Genomic DNA, 15,993 nt, shown 5'->3' with positions numbered 1-15,993 from the left:
AATAGAAAATATTAGTTTATAATAAAATTTATTATTTAGATAAAATTTAAATTTAATTTGTATAATTGCCACATTTTAAAAATAAGGAGAAAAAATGGGAAAATACATCGAACTTACAAAAGAAAATTTTGATGTTACAAAAGAAGGCGTTGCTTTAGTAGACTTTTGGGCTCCATGGTGCGGACCTTGCCGTATGCTAGCTCCAGTGATCGAAGAGCTTGCTGAAGACTTCGACGGAAAAGCGAAAATTTGCAAGGTAAATACTGATGAAGTACAAGATCTTGCGGTTGAGTTTGGCATCAGATCGATCCCAACATTGCTATTTTTCAAAAATGGCGAGCTAGTTGAGCAAATGGTCGGTGCGCAGTCAAAACAAGCCTTAACTGACAAACTAAATTCGCTTCTTTAATGAGCGAAAAAAGAAGAGGAAGCCTACTTCCTCTTACATATATATTTGGTTCATTTTTTGGTGCAGCTATGATAGCAGCTGCATTTGCGTATAGCAACTATCGTTTTTCACAATATAAATTTGTTGATTTTGCGAAGCTAGTCTTCTACGAAAAAAGCGAAATTTTTACTCCAAAAGAGCCAAAATACACGCTTTTAATCTTCAGCTCAAATCAATCAAAATTAGATGAAATTTTACCAATCAAAAATGAAACAGTTGTGGCAATCGATATCTTTCAAAAAAGATATGAGTCAAACTCAACACTAAAATATATAAGCTCAGATATTAATACGGTCTTGGAGCTGATGCGAAATTTGAGCATTACAAAGCTTCCAAGTAGTGTTGAGATAGTTCATCAAAGGGGTGAAATTTATAAACAAAATTCGCCCATAAATGTTTTAGAATAAAGGAAATTTATGCTTGATTTAGCGATCATCGGAGGCGGTCCAGCAGGACTAAGCGCCGGACTTTACGCCACTAGAGGCGGACTAAAAAATGTTGTAATGTTTGAAAAAGGCGAGCCTGGCGGTCAGATCACCTCTAGCTCAGAGATAGAAAACTACCCAGGCCAAAAAGCCCCTGGCGAGAGTGGCTTTGACTTTATGAGCACTTGGTGGAAGCAGTGCAGCGCATTTGGGCTAGTTCATAAATGGGCAAACGTTGTTGGCGTTAGAAAAAATAGCGACGGCAGCTTTGAAATTTTGCTTGAAGGTGGAAAAAGCGAGCAGGCAAAGGCGGTTATCGTAGCAACTGGCTCAACCCCAAGACGTGCTGGTTTTAAGGGTGAGGATGAGTTCTTTGGCAAAGGCGTTAGCACATGCGCAACATGCGATGGCTTCTTTTATAAAAACAAAGAGGTAGCCGTCCTTGGTGGTGGCGACACAGCCGTTGAAGAGGCACTTTATCTAGCGAATATCTGCTCAAAAGTCTATTTAATCCATAGACGTGACGAGTTTAGAGCGGCGCCAACTACGGTTGAAAAAGCTAGAAAAAATGAAAAGATCGAGTTTATAACAAGTGCGACGATAAAAGAGGCGTTTGGCGATAAAATGGGCCTAACAAAGATTGTGCTTGATACTAAAAATGGCGAGCGCGTGCTTGATGTACCGGGAATTTTTACCTTTGTCGGACTAAATGTAAATAATGAAATTTTAAAAGATGAAAACGGCAAATTTATCTGCGATATGGTCGATGGTGGACAGGTTAAGACAAACCTTAAGATGCAAACTAGCCTGAATGGGCTCTTTGTAGCAGGTGATATCAGAGAGGACGCTCCAAAGCAAGTCATCGTAGCAGCAGGTGATGGCGCAGTAGCTGCACTTAGCGCTATGAGCTACATAGAAAGCTTGCATTAATACTCAAATTTAGCCAAATTTTTGGCTAAATTTCTCTTCTTTTTTTCTATTAAATTTTTGATTTTATACGTATTTTTAAAGCCTATTTGTAATCTATCTATAATAAATTTTATGTTAAATTTCAATCAAAAATCAAAGGATAAATTTTGGTAAAAATAGGCCTTTATGGTGCTAGTGGAAAAATGGCTCAAAGTATCATTTCTTGTTTAAAAGATGAAAAAGATGCCACTTTAAGCATCGCTTTTAGCCAAAAAAATCAAGTTGAAAATTTAAGTAGCGATCTTTTGACAAATGACTTTGCTAAATTTTTTGAAGCATGCGATGTGATAATCGACTTTAGTCAAAAAGAGGCTACAGTAGCACTGCTAAACTACGCTAGAACCAATCCAAAACCACTAGTTATTGGTACGACCGGCTTAGATGATGACGAGAAAAATTTGCTCCACCTAGCATCAGGGGCTATGCCTATTCTTTACGCAACAAATATGAGCTTGGGCGTAGCTGTACTAAACCGCCTTGCAAGGATTGCCTCAAAAACATTAAGAGAATTTGACATAGAGATCGTCGAACAGCATCACAGGCATAAAAAAGATGCTCCAAGTGGCACTGCGATGACACTTGCAGGAAGTGTAGCTGAGGCAAGAGATTTAAATTTAAAAGATGTTTTAGTAACTGGTAGAGCCGGCATGGTAGGGGCTAGGAGCAAAGACGAGATCGCAGTCATGGCACTTCGTGGTGGAGATGTGGTCGGTCGCCACACGGTTGGCTTTTATAATGACGGCGAATTTATCGAGCTAAATCACACCGCAACGAGTAGGGCAACCTTTTCAAAAGGTGCGATCAGGGCTGCTATTTGGCTAAAAGATCAAAATAGTGGCCTTTACTCGATAGATGATAGTTTAGGGCTTGATGATTAAATTTGAGCTTGATGATGTAGAGAACTATAAGCTAGAATTTGGTAATAAATTCACTTGCCAGAGCGTGAAAAACGCCAAAATTTAAGAACTGGCGATATCGTAAAGCTTATATTTAGATTTGAAGATGATGAGTTTACTCAGGTTGAGCGCATGTGGGTGGTCGTTAGCGAGACAAATAACGGCGAATTTACCGGCATTTTAGACAATGAACCATTTACAAAAGGCTATTTAAATGCTGGCGATGAGATCAAGTTTAACTATAAAAATGTTCTTGAAATTTACAAAGATGATGAAAACTAAAGGAAAAAAATGTGTGCAATAGTTGGTATTATAAATTCTAAAGATGCAGCAAAGACTGCGTATTATGCGTTATTTTCTATGCAGCATCGCGGTCAAGAGGCGAGTGGTATTAGCGTTTGTGATGATGGAGAAATTTCTACTCACAAGGGTAATGGTCTGGTTACAGAGGTCTTTAATGAAGAAATTTTAAGATCACTAAAAGGCGATATGGCTATTGGTCACAACCGATATGCAACTGCTGGTAAAAACTCGGGTCGTGATGCCCAGCCAATAGCCGCTAACTACTCTTTGGGACAAATTTCGATCGTCCATAATGGAAATTTGGTAAATAAAGATGAGGTTAGAGATGAGCTTATTAAAGATGGTGCGATATTTCAGACAAATATGGATACTGAAAATATCATCCATCTAATCGCAAGAAACCATAGCAAACACTTGCAGGACCGTATTATCGCGGCACTTGATAAGATAAAAGGCGCTTATTGTCTGCTTATCCAATCACGCCATAAAACCTTTGCCATAAGAGATCGCTGGGGTGTTAGGCCACTAAGTCTTGGCAAGCTAAAAGATGGTGGATATATTGTAGCTAGCGAGACTTGTGCTTTTGATCTTGTGGGGGCTAGCTTTATAAGAGATATCAGGCCTGGTGAGATGATAGTTTTTGAACATGAAAAAAGTGAGTTTCAAAGTATTCAAATTTATGATCCAGATCCTAGAATTTGTGCATTTGAATATATCTATTTCGCACGTCCAGATAGCGTGATAGAAGGTAAAAGTGTCTATGAAGTTAGAAAAAAAATGGGTGAAGTACTAGCTAAGAAGAGCAAAATTAAAGCAGATTTCGTCGTACCTGTACCAGATAGCGGAGTGCCAGCAGCACTTGGATATGCAAACGAGAGCAAGATCCCTTTTGAGCTAGCTATCACTAGAAACCACTATGTGGGTAGAACCTTCATTGAGCCAAGCCAAGAGATGAGAAATTTAAAAGTCAAGCTAAAACTTAACCCAATGTCATCGGTTCTAAAGGGTAAAAGTATCGTTGTTATCGATGATAGTATCGTTCGCGGTACTACTTCAAAAAAGGTGGTTGATCTTTTAAGACATGCAGGTGCTAAAGAGATTCATTTTAGAGTCGCTTGTCCTGAGCTTAAATACCCTGAGCGATACGGTATCGATACGCCAAGCTTTGAAGAGTTAATAAGCTCCAAAAAAAATGCAGAGGAAGTAAGAAAATATATCGGCGCAGATAGCTTAGAATTTTTAAGCATAGACGAACTTAAAGAAAGTATCGGCAATGAGCGAAAATATTCGCTTGTAAGCTTTGATGGTGACTATTTCATAAAGTGAAAAATTTAGCTATTTTTTTGCTTGTTGCACTATTTTTTAGCGGTTGCTCACAAAAGAATCCAAGCAAAAAAGACGAAATTTCTATTTACGTAAGCTACTATGAGATAAATGGCGCAAAGCAGCAGCTACAAATAAAAACTGTTCAAAATTTTGTAGAACAAAATGCTAGTGTGCCATTTTTTGGTATAGTAAATTTTTTAGCAGAAGATAAAATTTTAAATGCTTATTCGCTTGCAAAGGGCACTATAAACGTACTTGAAGTAAATAATAGCTCTATAAATTTAAATAAATCAAGTGATATTCTGACTTTAAAAAAAGCTAATGAGATAAAATTTTATGAGATAAGGCCTGATGTACTTGAGAGCGTTAAATTTAGCTCACAAAATAGTGTTTGTGGCAATTTTTTGTTGCAAAAACCGGTGTATGTAAATGTAGCAACAAACTACTATTTAAGAGATGATAGCTTTTTTGCAAGCTTAATAGAGGCAAATTTCTTTTATAAAAAAGGTGCAAAGATATTAAAAAAAGAGTTTGCTTACAATATAGCCGAGGCTAAAATCCTAGAAGAAGCAAAAGAATTTACGCAAAAGACAAAGCAGCTCTTTTTAAATGACCTACAAAAATTGGGCAGGCTACTTGATATACTTTGTACTTTTTAAAACTTTAACTTAAAAATTCGTGTTTATTGCAGATGCTAAAAAGATAAAATTTAATCTAAAATCAAACTAAGACTCAGCGTTTTATCCTATAAAATTTATAAAAATTTGCTTTAAATTTGATTAGTAGCAATTTAGTTTTGTGATATTCATGCCGTTTTTAAAATAAGGCGGATATGGCATATATACGGTAAATGGTGTGCTTTTTTGCTTTGGTAAATTTTTGGCTACATCAAATTTATATTCAACTGTATTTGGCCTCTCGTCCTTATCTGTGCCAAGAACCCATGAGAAAAATGAAAGCCCACTTGGCTTAAAAAATGCTTCACCGCCAAGGTCATTTTTGTTTAGTGGTTGATTGATTAGTTTGACTGTCAGTGTGCAGTTACTAATTGTAAATTTACCAATATTTCTCACTTGTCCCTTAAAAACAATACTTTCATTTCGCAAAATTCGCTCACTTTTTACATTTTCGAGCATGCCTTTTTTTGTGTATTTATCAAGCACTAGCATCAAAAAAACAGCAAGTGTGGTTGAGACTAGAATGTTTGTAAAAAATAGTGATAAAAATAACTTTCGCTCAGCTCTAAGTGAGAGAACAAGAAATAAAATAGAAAGCAGAGCAATCGCAAAAAGAACGATAATATGAACGATCGTAAAATATGCTGAGCTCATCAAAAACACTCCACTTTTTTAGAGATATTGTAATCTATAAATGCGAAATCATTGACAAATTCTTTAACCTCAATGCTTTGTTTTGGTAAAAATTCCTCGTTTAAGACGATTCTTTTTCTAGCAAATGGATTAAGCGAGTTAAAAAAATCTTTCGTATTTTGTCTCGAGCTTAGATAGAAGTCAAGCTCGATTTTACAGATACTAAGTGCATTATTTGAATTATTTGTAATATTAAAATCAACCATTAAAGCATCGACATATTGAAGCTGCTTGGTGGTTATTTTACTTATGCTAACTGGCCTTAAATTTTCATTTATATATTTGTTCGCGTAGTAATTACCTACAAAAAGTCCGAAAAAAGCAGCTAGAATAAATAAAAATCCTATCTGCCACCACGACTTTATCGCGATAAAAATTCCTAAAAGTACAATTAGTATAAATGCTAAAAATATCCAGCCATAGGTTAAAAAATCAATGAGCTTTGCATTTTGCAATACAAAAAGCAAGTTGTGCTTAATGCTATTTAACATCTCGCGATCTTTTCTCTTCAATGCCGCTCATACCAAAACGCCTTGCAAGTTCGTTTTTTACAGCATCTGGATGGATATTATGGGCTGAAAGTGCTACAAGTGCATGAAAGTAAAGATCGGCTGCTTCGTAGATCAGATCATCTTTTGCTTTTTGCTCATTTTGCTTTGAGTTTTCTGCGAAACTAAGATCCTTTGCAGCCATTATAAATTCGCCAGCCTCTTCGCCAACTTTCTTTAAAATTTGATTTTCGCCTTTTTTAAAAAGACTTGCCACATATGAAGTTTCAGGGTTAGCATTTAGTTTCCTATCTTCTATCACATGGTAAAGCTCATCAAGCACACCATAATTTATTTTTTTGACTTCAGTTTTTGTATCTAAAATTTTGCCATCATACAAATTTATCTCATTAAAAAAACACGACCTTGCTCCAGTGTGACAAGCAGCGCTTCCGTTTTGAATCACTTTTAAAAGCAAAGTATCATTGTCACAGTCTAAAAAAGCAGTCTTTATCTCCTGAGTGTTGCCACTTTCTTCGCCTTTTTTCCAAATTCTATTTTTGATACGTGAAAAGTAGTGAGCGTAACGGCTAGATAGACTTAAATTTAATGCTTCTTCGTTCATGTAAGCAAGCATTAAAACTTCATTTGTAGCATGATCGCAAACCACTACTGGAAGCAATCCACCAACTTTTTGCCAGTCTATACTTTTTGTTACGCTATTCATTTTTATCTCTCGCTTACTGAGCTAGCTCTTGCTTTATCTTTTGCATCTAGCCAGATGTTTGGCACAGCCCCACCAGGTGTTAAGAAAATTTTAGCATCTTTGTTTTCTTTTAGAGCCTCGTTAAATTTGTTTTGCGTCTCGATCTGCTTTAAATTTAGTAGATTTTGATCGACACTTTTTGCGACCTCTTTATTTGCATACGCAGTTGCGTCAGCCTCGATTTTAATGGCATCAGCCTTACCTTTTGCTTCAATGATCGCAGCTTTAGCGGTACCTTCTGCAAGTGCGGCTTGTTTTAAGGCTTCTTGATTTGCTCTTTCTACTTCGTATTTTGTTCTTTCAGCTTCTTGTTTAGCGATTTGGACGCGCTCGATCTGCTCTTTTACTTTTGAAGGCAAGATGATCTCACGAAGCTGCACTGTTAAAAGCTCAACTGGCTTATTTGGCTGAGAGTCGATGTCTTTTCTTATGCCATCATCGATTTGTCTTGCTAGATCGTTTCTCTTTGTTGGAAGCTCTTCTGCTGTGTATTTACCAGCGATACTGCGAACCACGTCACGAACGACAGGATCAACTATCTTACTCTCCCAGCTAAGACCCCAAGAGGCAATAGTTTGAGGGGCATTTTCTGGATTTAAACGGTATTGTACAGTAATATCAATGCTAACTGGCAAATTTCTAGCATCAAGCACTGAAATAGAATTTTTACGTAAAATTCCAGCACCAACGCCTTGATATGATTTTTGCATTGATTCGCCCATATCCTCGCCAGAAGTATAGTTTATGATCCTAACTCTGGTGTCCACGATGATGATATCTTGGATAAAAGGTAAAAAGAAGTGAAAGCCTGGTTGCAAAGGATTTGGCTCGTATTTACCTGCTGTAGACTTAATACCAACTTCACCTGAGTGAATCACTTTAAATGGCTGAGTAATAGCAAAAATAGCAATAATTGCAATTACAATGTAGGCAAGTGCTCCAAATTTACCAAAACCACTTGGTAGATTTGGCATTTTAAAGTCCTTTTTGAAAGGCGGCTCTTTGTCGCTATTTTGACTAGAACCTCTGTTGTCATTACCTGGCCTTTTTTTATTGAAATAATCGTTTAAATCAGCGGGCATTTCATTCCTTTAAATTTTTAAATATATGTTAAAAATGATTCATATTTTTTATTTAGACCGTAAACTACGTCAAAATAAGCTTTTTGTAGTCTCTTTGTCACTTCGCCTCTAGCACCATTACCAATGATTCGGTTATCTATGCTATTTATCGGCGTTACTTCGGCTGCAGTACCTGTGAAAAATGCCTCGTCAGCTGTATATGCCTGATCTCTTGTGATGCGCTCCCTTTTTACTTCAATGTCAAGATCATGAGCAAGTCTTATGACTGTATCTTGAGTGATGCTAAGTAGGCTGTTGTCGTTTGGTGGAGTGATTAAAACGCCATTTTCAACGATAAAGAAGCACTCGCCTGGACCTTCAGCCACAAAGCCCTCACTATCAAGAAGTAGTGCCTCGTCGTATCCGGCCTCTTTTGCCTCGTAGTTTGCCATTTGTGAGCTTAGGTAGTTTGAGCTAGCTTTTGCTCTGTTCATTTGAGCAGCAGGTGCGAGTTTGGCAAAGCTTGAAATTTTAACTCTGATGCCTTTTTCTAGACCTTCATCGCCAAGATATGCACCCCATTCCCATGAGGCGATAGCAGTTTGCACTGGCGCTTTTGTGTGAGCTACGCCCATTACGCCGTATCCTAAAAAGATAAGTGGGCGAATATAAACATTGCCGTCATATTTGTTTGCGCGAAGAAGCTCTATTTGCGCTTTTTCAAGCTCTTCCTCGGTGTAAGGTACATTTAAAACAGTCATTTTTGCTGATCTTAAAAGCCTTTTTGTGTGATCTTGAAGTCTAAAAATAGCTAGACCTTTTTTTGTTTTATAAGCTCTTGTGCCTTCAAATACGGCATTAGCGTAGTGCAAAGAGTGAGTTAGAACGTGTACTTTTGCATCGTCCCATTTAACTAATTTTCCATCCATCCAGATAAATTCTGAAGCATTCATTGTTAAACCTTTCTTTTTTCTTAGAAATTTTGGTCTGAGTTTATCTAAAATTGCTTTAAATTTACATTTCTAAGACCAAAATTTGCAGATATTGCCTGCTAAAAACTACTTATCTAAAAGCTCTTGTATGATCTTTGCCATCTCATCGATTGATGAAGCTGCGCTTAAATTTATTAAGTATTTGCCACTTACTACAAAAGCTGGCACGCCGCTAATGCTAGCAACATCATAAGAGGCGAACCATGCGTCTAAAAGCTCTTTTACTCTTTCGCTATTTAGTGCTTTTTCGTAGTCGTTCTTGCTCACGTGAGCTGCTTTAAGGGCTAAATTTATAAATTTTTCTTTATCTTTGCCATCATTAAAATCATCTTTCTCATCATGTCTTGCTTTATAGATCGCAAATTTTGCTTGCTTAAATTTTGACTCATCGCTTAGTAGATCAGTGCCATTTGCCTCATCTATCGATATAAGAGCGGCAAAAATTTTACTCGCGGTCTCGCCAAGCTTGCCTTTTGTACTTAGGTGATATGGGATAAATTTCACATCTTCAAGCTTTGACATCAGCTTTTTTGTGATAGTCCGGTCAAATTTATAGCAGTGTGGGCAGTCGTAGCTAAAGACCTTAACGACCGAGTTTTTAGGCACATTAAGCGGCTTTGCTAGAGTTTGATACTCCACGCCTTCAGTTAGTGCTGATAAATTTAGTGCAAAAAATGTACTTAAAATTAGCATTTTTATAAGCTTCATCTTTGCTCCTTATTTTACAAGATCAGCTAGCACCTTTGCAGCGTGATCTTTGGCTTTTACGCTTTTGTAAATTTTAACTATCTTGCCGTCTTTGCCGATCACAAATGTGCTTCTTGCGATACCAAGATACTCTTTGCCGTAGTTTTTCTTGACCTGCCAAACGCCATAAAGCTTTGAAATTTCTTTATCCTCATCGCTTAATAGAATGTGCTTTAAATTTTGCTTTGCGATAAAGCCAACGTGAGACTTCACGCTATCTGGGCTAACGCCGATTATAACTGTGTCATTTTTGATAAACTGATCGTAGTTTGCGCTAAATTCGCAAGCCTCAGTTGTGCAGCCCGGAGTGTTGTCCTTTGGGTAGAAGTAAAGCACCACATTTTTACCTATAAAGTCCTTTAGTGCGACCTTTACGCCGTCTTGATTTAGCGCTTCAAACTCTGGCGCCTTGTCACCAACTTCAAGTGTTATTTTTCGTTCAATATCTACTTTACTAAATTCGCTCATTTTATCACCTTTCTCTTATCTTCTACGCTTTCGCCACCTACGCCGATGTTGCTAGCATCGTGAGTTTCTATGAAAATCATCACCGCCTCTTTTTTCTTGCCAAGTACTCTTACAAGCGTCTCAGTCACCTCTTTAAAGACTTGATCTTTTTGCTCTTTTGTCGGCTCTGGGCCTGCTATTTTGATATTAACATAAGGCATTGTTGCTCCTTTTTAAGATGTAAAATATTAGCCAAAATGAGTGAAATTTCAGATTAAAGCCTTTATTTAAGAATTTGGCATTAAAATACAAAAACTTGTTACATAGGAGCGAAAAATGGACTACAACAAACATAACAAAGGCTTTGTTTGCTTTATGTATAGCTTTGGACGAAGCAGGGCAGTTTATGCTGTTTTGATGGTTTTAGTCATATTTTTGCTTGGTTTTTTGATATTTGGCTCAAGTGCTCAAACTGATATTTTAAATTTACAAATAGCCCTTAGTGTCATGCTTTGCGGGCTTTTGCTGATCCTTGTAAATCCAAAAATTTTTATCATCAAGCTAATTGGATATTTAATTTCACTTGCTGGCGTTATGATCGCTCTTCACAATGCAAATTTACTAGGCGAAGGCTTTAGCTTATATTTTTACGCAAGCCTAGTTTTTGGGGCATTTATGATGCTCATGCTTCTTAGCTGGTTTGTTTACAACGCAAGAAGCAGCGAGATAAATGAAATTTAGTTCGCCACTCCCATAAGCACGCTTGTATAGGTGTTTTGCTTAGGTTCTGAGCTTGTTACATCATTTACATTTATGCGGCCAGCCTCAAGTCCAGCCTTGATGAGCGCTTCTTTTACTGTATTTGCACGCTCATTTGCAAGCTCAACTAGCTTTTCCTTATCCACTTCGATGATTTTTATTGCCTCTTCTCTTAAGGCTTTATCGCTTTTATCTTTAGCGTTTGGAACGAGAGAATTTAGCACGGTAATATAATCTTTGCCACTTGAGGCGATTATTTGATTTATCTTTTGATCAAGCTTTTTTTCTTTAAAGTAGAGCACGTCTATTTCGGAGTAAGTAGACGTGATGCTAAGTTTCATCATAGGCTTTGCACTAGTTAGCTTTATGAAATCAGCTATTTTTGGTGATTCTGAGCTTATTAGCTCGCTACTTCCAGCAAGAAAATCAATAGAGCTTAGATCCTTGCTGCCAAGTCCTAGAGCATTACCTAAAAATCTAAACGGAGCTAACGTAATGTCTGCAAAGAGCTTTTTAACAGCAGCCCAAATGACACCGCCATATTTAAAGTCAGGATCGTCTAAATTTCCCTCAACTGGTAGGTCGATATTTATTTGATTATTTTGATCGCTTAATATCGATATAGCAAGCGAAAATGGCAAATTTACAGCATCTTTTGAATCAACCTTTTCTCCAAGTGTGAGTGTGTCAAAATTTATAAGATTTGAGCCGTTTAGTTTTGAATCAACAACGCTATAATTTAGATTTAAATTTAACTTACCTTTTTTTATTTTATAGCCCAAAAATTGCCCACTATATGGCGTTATGTCGATTAGATCGATGTCTTTAAAATCAAGCTTAATGTCGGTATTTTGCTTTAACTCAAAAGGAAATAATTTTGCTGTAATCTGAGAAAAACCGTTTTTACCAACTGTGCCTTTAAACTCGCCCGAACTTGGACGTTTTTTATCGATGTCAGTTAGCTTGCCATTTAGATTTGAAATTTTTGTAGCAAATGGCATAAATAGTGACGCATCTGAAAAATCAACCTCGCCGTTGTTAAGTGAGAAATTTTTGATGCTAAAATTTAGCTCGTCATCTTTTTTACTAGTCACCTTTTTGCTCTCGGTTTTTTGCTCATTTTGGACTTTGTTTTTATCTTCTTTTAAGATTTTGCTTAGATTAAATTCGCGCTCTTTACTTAGATGAGCCTTGATAAATGGCGAATTTAGAGCAACTCCAGTAATTTCAAGATTATCTTTAAAAAGTGAAATTTTATCCACTTCTAAACTTTTAAATGCGATTAGCTTTTCTTTATTTTTATCATCTAATCTAATATCTTTTACACTAAGTTTTGCATCTGCTTTTATATCTTTTGCATAGTGAAGCTCGGCGTTTGCACTCATCTCTCCACTTGAAAGATCTGCCTCTAGAAATGGCTTTGCGTAGGCAAAATATTTTGGCAAATTTTTATCTTCAAGTTTGATTTTAGCAGTTATATTAATTGGTTCAAGTTTGATCTTTGAGGTTAGGTCTAAATTTAGCTTTTGTGAGCTTTTCATATCCACTTTTGCGTCAAATGGCTTACTAAAATCGCTACTTAAATTTGCTATTTTTACAAACAAATTATCAAATTTATGAGTGATCTTCTCGCCTTCAAAAAGGTGCGTCAAAGCGATACTAGCATTATTTACATTGATATTTTTTATGTCAAATTTAAACTCACTCTCTTTGCTTTTTGAAGCTGATGTATTCTCTTTTTTGGTTTTAGTGCGATGATTGGCTGTTTTTGCTGGCCCATGCTCACCAAGTCCAAGCTGGTTTATCGCGCTTAAGCCGCTACCATTTAACTCTGAGTTAAATTTTGGTCTATTTACATCGATATTCTCAGCGCTCAAAGCCATATTTAAAATATCAAATTTGATCGTTTTTGTAAGCACATCAGCGATATCTAAAATTTCCTTATTTTTTGCCTTTAAATTTATGCCATTTATACTAAGCTCATCAAGAGTTGCAAGGCTTTTATTGGTATCTTGGGTGAAACTAATGTTTGAGAATTTAGCCCCTGCCACATTTGCATTCGCATTTTTACTAAGCGGGGCATTGATACCTTCAAACGCTATTTTTTCAAGCGTTAGAGTGGTTTTATTATTTGCTAAATTTGCATTTAAATTTGAGGCATTTATATCTTTTAGATTTACTAAATTTTTACTGGTTTCGTCTATTTTTAGGGTATTTGCATTTATGCTATTTAGTGCAGCTGTCGCATTTAGCTCACTTTTTTCATTTAAATTTGCTAAAAGCGAAATATTGCTTAAATTTAGTGATTTTAAGCTTGCTGTTATCGCATTTTTAAATGACACATCGCTTAAATTTATGGCATTTAGCTCTAATTTAGCATCTATCTTGTCTGCTATTTTACTTGATAGATCAAATTTTGGAAGCTCTAGCTCACCAAGGCTTAGTTCGTTTTTGCCCTCATCTATGTTTAGCGATTTTACATTTAAAAAGCTATCCTTTAAATTTATATTTGTAGCGTTCTCGTCGGCAATTAAAACGTAATTTATTCCTAAATTTATGACCGCATTTTTAAGATTTAGTGTGTCATTATCGATAAAGCTAATCGCGACTGGATCGATACTAAAATCCTTTATGCTGATATTGCCCTCGATTTTTAGGGGATTTAGCTTGATATCGCCATTTAGATCGATCTTGTGAGCTAGAGTCGAGTTTGAGTCAAAAATATGGCTGCCTGCGCTATTTTTCTTCGTATTTAGCGAGCTTAGCTCGTAGTTTATATCATCAAAATTTACGTTAAATGGCTTTGTTAAATTTTGATCGCTATATGAAAATGAGCCTTTGATGATTTTTGCGTTATTTAGGGCAAAATTTATAGAGCTAGTGCTGTTATCTTCGGTAGTTGCGTTATCATCGCTTATAAAATTACTAAAGTTAAATTTTGAATTTTTATCTCGTAAAATTTTGACATTTGGCTCTTGAAGCCTAAAAATATCAACTTCAACTAATTTTTTAAAGATAGAAAATGGCTTTAGCTTGACATTGATTTGCTTTGTGCTAAAAAGTGGCGAAGTAGTGTTTAGTTCAGCATTTGTAGCATTTAGCTCAAAGGTAAATGGATTAAATTTAGCCTCTTTTACAAAAAGCGTTGCGTTGTAGTCTTTTAGATATTTTGGAGCGATATTTTTGATAGCATAAGGAACACCAAAAAATCCAAGAAGAGTATAAATAACTAAAAGTGAAACTACGCAGATGGCTGAAATAAGTGCTATTTTTTTATTTTTATTCATTGTAAAATTTGCCTTGCTATTATCTAAAATAGGAGAGATTTTACTTCAAAAAAGGTTAAAAGATAGTTAGAAATTTAAAACTTCTATACTATAAATTTACATTTAGCTTAATAACACTTTTATACGATTCGTATTACTATGCAGAAATATTTTTAAACAAAGGGGGTTGTGATGAAGAAAATTTTGCTTGTCTTTTTTTTGTTGTTTGGCACTCTTTCTTATGCAAATGAAAATGCCGTTGTGGTCGCTATTGAGGAGCAAACACCTCGTATAAATCCACTTTACGACGAGGATCACGATCCTACGCTTTCACTCGTTTTCTCTGGTCTTACGAGCCACGATGAGAACAGCAAACTTGTGCCAGAACTTGCGAAGTCTTGGCAGGTGAGTGATGATGGGCTGGAGTATGTTTTTGAGCTAAGAGATGATGCTTTTTGGCATGATGGGGTGAAATTTAGCGCAAAGGATGTTAAATTTACCATCGAAGCGGCTCAAGATAAGAAGCTAAACGCGCCTGCTATCTCAAATTATGAAGTTGTAAAAAGCGTTGAAATTTTAGGTGATTATAAAGTAAAGATTACGCTTAATGAGCCGTTTCCGCCATTTCTTGACGCACTTAGTTTTGGTGTTTTGCCTGAGCACATTTTAAAAGGTAAAGATATCGCAACTGATAAATTTAATGAGGCTCCAGTAGGAACTGGCGCATACAAGCTTGTAAAGTGGAAAAAAGATGAGAGCTTAGAATTTGCGGCAAATGAGAAATTTTACAAGGGTGAGCCAAAGATAAAAAGGGTATTTTTTAAAATTGTTGGTGATGAAAATTTAAGGCTCGTTGGGCTTAAAAGTGGCGAGATAGATGTCGCGCTCATCTCTCCAACTGGTGTAAATTTCATAAAAGATGATAAAAAGCTTAGCCTGCTTAAATTTAAAAGTGCGGACTATAGAGCTTTGATGTTTAACTTTAATGATCCTCTTTTTCAAGATAAAAATGTAAGAATCGCCCTAAACTACGCTATAAATAAAGATGAGATAGTGAAAAATTTATTTCACGGATATGCAAGCGTGGCAAATAATCCGATAGAAAAAAGCTTTGCAAATGATGGCGAGCTTAAATTTAACTACGATCCGCAAAAGGCTAAAGAGCTGCTTGAAAAGAGTGGCTTTAAGAAAAATAAGGCTGGTTTTTTTGAAAAAGACGGCAAGGAGCTTAGCTTTGACATCTACGCCTTTAATAACGACATCTTAAGGGTCAATCTAGCCAAAATTTTAAGCAGTGAGCTAAATAAATTTGGCGTGAGAGCCAAAGCCTACGCAAAGCCAAGAACAGCCTTTAGTATAAGCGAGGTTGATAGCTTTATTATTGGCTGGGGAAGCCCATTTGATCCAGATTTTCACACGTATAGAATTTTTGGCGGATTTACCGATGTGAGCATAAATGAAAATGGCTGGAATTTTAACCACTACAAGGACGCAAACGTCGATCTTGCCCTAAAAAACGCAAGATATACAAAGGATGTGGAGCTTAGAAAAAAATACTATAAAGAATTTTTAAAAGCGCTTCATGAAAATCCACCTTATATTTTCATAGCCTATCTTGACTATCCGCTCGTCTTTAACAATAAAATTTCAGGCATCAAGACGCAAATTTTAGGTCACCATGGGGCTGGATTTTTATGGAACATAAGAGAGTGGCAAGTAAAATAGTGGAT

Annotated in this window: 18 protein-coding genes; 9 read left to right on the top strand and 9 right to left on the bottom strand. The window is 36.3% G+C overall.

The window, feature by feature from the left end:
* Positions 1-94 precede the first annotated feature (94 nt).
* The 7 genes from trxA to FZ949_RS05090 all read left to right on the top strand — a co-directional run bounded on the left by trxA (position 95) and on the right by FZ949_RS05090 (position 5,026).
* Positions 95-409, top strand: coding sequence for a thioredoxin (gene trxA / locus FZ949_RS05120; RefSeq protein ID WP_012001054.1), 315 nt, complete (start codon positions 95-97; stop codon positions 407-409).
* Positions 409-855 carry a hypothetical protein gene (locus FZ949_RS05115; RefSeq protein WP_054196066.1) on the top strand — a complete coding sequence of 149 codons (447 nt, stop codon included), beginning with the start codon at positions 409-411 and terminating at the stop codon, positions 853-855. Before trxA ends, FZ949_RS05115 begins: the two co-directional genes overlap by 1 nt.
* A gap of 9 nt (positions 856-864) precedes the next feature.
* Positions 865-1,803 carry an NAD(P)/FAD-dependent oxidoreductase gene (locus FZ949_RS05110; protein ID WP_103579748.1) on the top strand — a complete coding sequence of 313 codons (939 nt, stop codon included), beginning with the start codon at positions 865-867 and terminating at the stop codon, positions 1,801-1,803.
* 146 nt (positions 1,804-1,949) lie between these two features.
* Positions 1,950-2,720, top strand: coding sequence for a 4-hydroxy-tetrahydrodipicolinate reductase (gene dapB, locus FZ949_RS05105; protein WP_107952619.1), 771 nt, complete (start codon positions 1,950-1,952; stop codon positions 2,718-2,720).
* 54 nt (positions 2,721-2,774) lie between these two features.
* Positions 2,775-3,020 (top strand): DUF2314 domain-containing protein, encoded by a 246-nt coding sequence (locus FZ949_RS05100; RefSeq protein WP_159070034.1) that lies wholly within the window; start codon positions 2,775-2,777, stop codon positions 3,018-3,020.
* A 9-nt stretch (positions 3,021-3,029) separates the two neighbouring features.
* The gene (gene purF / locus FZ949_RS05095) at positions 3,030-4,367 is read left to right on the top strand and encodes an amidophosphoribosyltransferase (protein WP_103579745.1); all 1,338 of its coding nucleotides are present in this window, start codon (positions 3,030-3,032) and stop codon (positions 4,365-4,367) included.
* Positions 4,364-5,026 (top strand): DUF8095 domain-containing protein, encoded by a 663-nt coding sequence (locus FZ949_RS05090; protein ID WP_148790202.1) that lies wholly within the window; start codon positions 4,364-4,366, stop codon positions 5,024-5,026. The genes purF and FZ949_RS05090 overlap by 4 nt, the downstream gene beginning before the upstream one ends.
* 120 nt (positions 5,027-5,146) lie before the next feature.
* Here FZ949_RS05090 and FZ949_RS05085 read toward each other — a convergent pair whose 3' ends face one another.
* The 8 genes from FZ949_RS05085 to FZ949_RS05050 all read right to left on the bottom strand — a co-directional run bounded on the left by FZ949_RS05085 (position 5,147) and on the right by FZ949_RS05050 (position 10,459).
* On the bottom strand, positions 5,147-5,698 hold the full coding sequence (locus FZ949_RS05085; RefSeq protein ID WP_021090969.1) for a DUF2393 family protein: 552 nt from the start codon (positions 5,696-5,698) through the stop codon (positions 5,147-5,149).
* The gene (locus FZ949_RS05080) at positions 5,698-6,228 is read right to left on the bottom strand and encodes a DUF2393 family protein (protein ID WP_103579743.1); all 531 of its coding nucleotides are present in this window, start codon (positions 6,226-6,228) and stop codon (positions 5,698-5,700) included. The genes FZ949_RS05085 and FZ949_RS05080 overlap by 1 nt, the downstream gene beginning before the upstream one ends.
* A complete protein-coding gene (gene hisIE / locus FZ949_RS05075; RefSeq protein WP_103579742.1) occupies positions 6,218-6,952 on the bottom strand; it encodes a bifunctional phosphoribosyl-AMP cyclohydrolase/phosphoribosyl-ATP diphosphatase HisIE in 735 nt (244 codons plus the stop codon). The genes FZ949_RS05080 and hisIE overlap by 11 nt, the downstream gene beginning before the upstream one ends.
* 2 nt (positions 6,953-6,954) lie before the next feature.
* Positions 6,955-8,073 carry a prohibitin family protein gene (locus FZ949_RS05070; protein WP_103579741.1) on the bottom strand — a complete coding sequence of 373 codons (1,119 nt, stop codon included), beginning with the start codon at positions 8,071-8,073 and terminating at the stop codon, positions 6,955-6,957.
* A gap of 17 nt (positions 8,074-8,090) precedes the next feature.
* Positions 8,091-9,005 (bottom strand): branched-chain amino acid transaminase, encoded by a 915-nt coding sequence (locus tag FZ949_RS05065; protein WP_103579740.1) that lies wholly within the window; start codon positions 9,003-9,005, stop codon positions 8,091-8,093.
* 105 nt (positions 9,006-9,110) lie between these two features.
* Positions 9,111-9,752, bottom strand: a complete 642-nt coding sequence (locus FZ949_RS05060; protein ID WP_107952617.1) for a thiol:disulfide interchange protein DsbA/DsbL — start codon at positions 9,750-9,752, stop codon at positions 9,111-9,113.
* A 9-nt stretch (positions 9,753-9,761) separates the two neighbouring features.
* Positions 9,762-10,259 carry a thioredoxin-dependent thiol peroxidase gene (bcp, locus tag FZ949_RS05055; protein WP_107952615.1) on the bottom strand — a complete coding sequence of 166 codons (498 nt, stop codon included), beginning with the start codon at positions 10,257-10,259 and terminating at the stop codon, positions 9,762-9,764.
* Positions 10,256-10,459: a tautomerase family protein gene (locus FZ949_RS05050; protein ID WP_085657868.1), complete on the bottom strand. Its 204-nt coding sequence runs from the start codon at positions 10,457-10,459 to the stop codon at positions 10,256-10,258. The genes bcp and FZ949_RS05050 overlap by 4 nt, the downstream gene beginning before the upstream one ends.
* A gap of 115 nt (positions 10,460-10,574) precedes the next feature.
* Here FZ949_RS05050 and FZ949_RS05045 point away from each other — a divergent pair, with 115 nt between their 5' ends.
* Positions 10,575-10,979 carry a hypothetical protein gene (locus FZ949_RS05045; protein ID WP_103579737.1) on the top strand — a complete coding sequence of 135 codons (405 nt, stop codon included), beginning with the start codon at positions 10,575-10,577 and terminating at the stop codon, positions 10,977-10,979.
* On the opposite strand, the gene FZ949_RS05040 is transcribed toward FZ949_RS05045, so the two are convergent.
* Positions 10,976-14,284, bottom strand: a complete 3,309-nt coding sequence (locus FZ949_RS05040; RefSeq protein ID WP_148790201.1) for a DUF748 domain-containing protein — start codon at positions 14,282-14,284, stop codon at positions 10,976-10,978. The two genes, FZ949_RS05045 and FZ949_RS05040, sit on opposite strands and share 4 nt — an antisense overlap.
* Positions 14,285-14,455: 171 nt before the next feature.
* Here FZ949_RS05040 and FZ949_RS05035 point away from each other — a divergent pair, with 171 nt between their 5' ends.
* Entirely contained in the window at positions 14,456-15,988 is a 1,533-nt protein-coding gene (locus tag FZ949_RS05035; RefSeq protein WP_103579735.1) for an ABC transporter substrate-binding protein, read from the top strand.
* Positions 15,989-15,993 lie beyond the last annotated feature (5 nt).

The sequence above is a fragment of the Campylobacter concisus genome, assembly GCF_902460545.1.
GTDB lineage: Bacteria > Campylobacterota > Campylobacteria > Campylobacterales > Campylobacteraceae > Campylobacter_A > Campylobacter_A concisus_AE.
The sequence above is the reverse complement of the archived record's forward strand: the minus strand, read 5'-3'. Positions and strand labels throughout refer to the sequence as shown.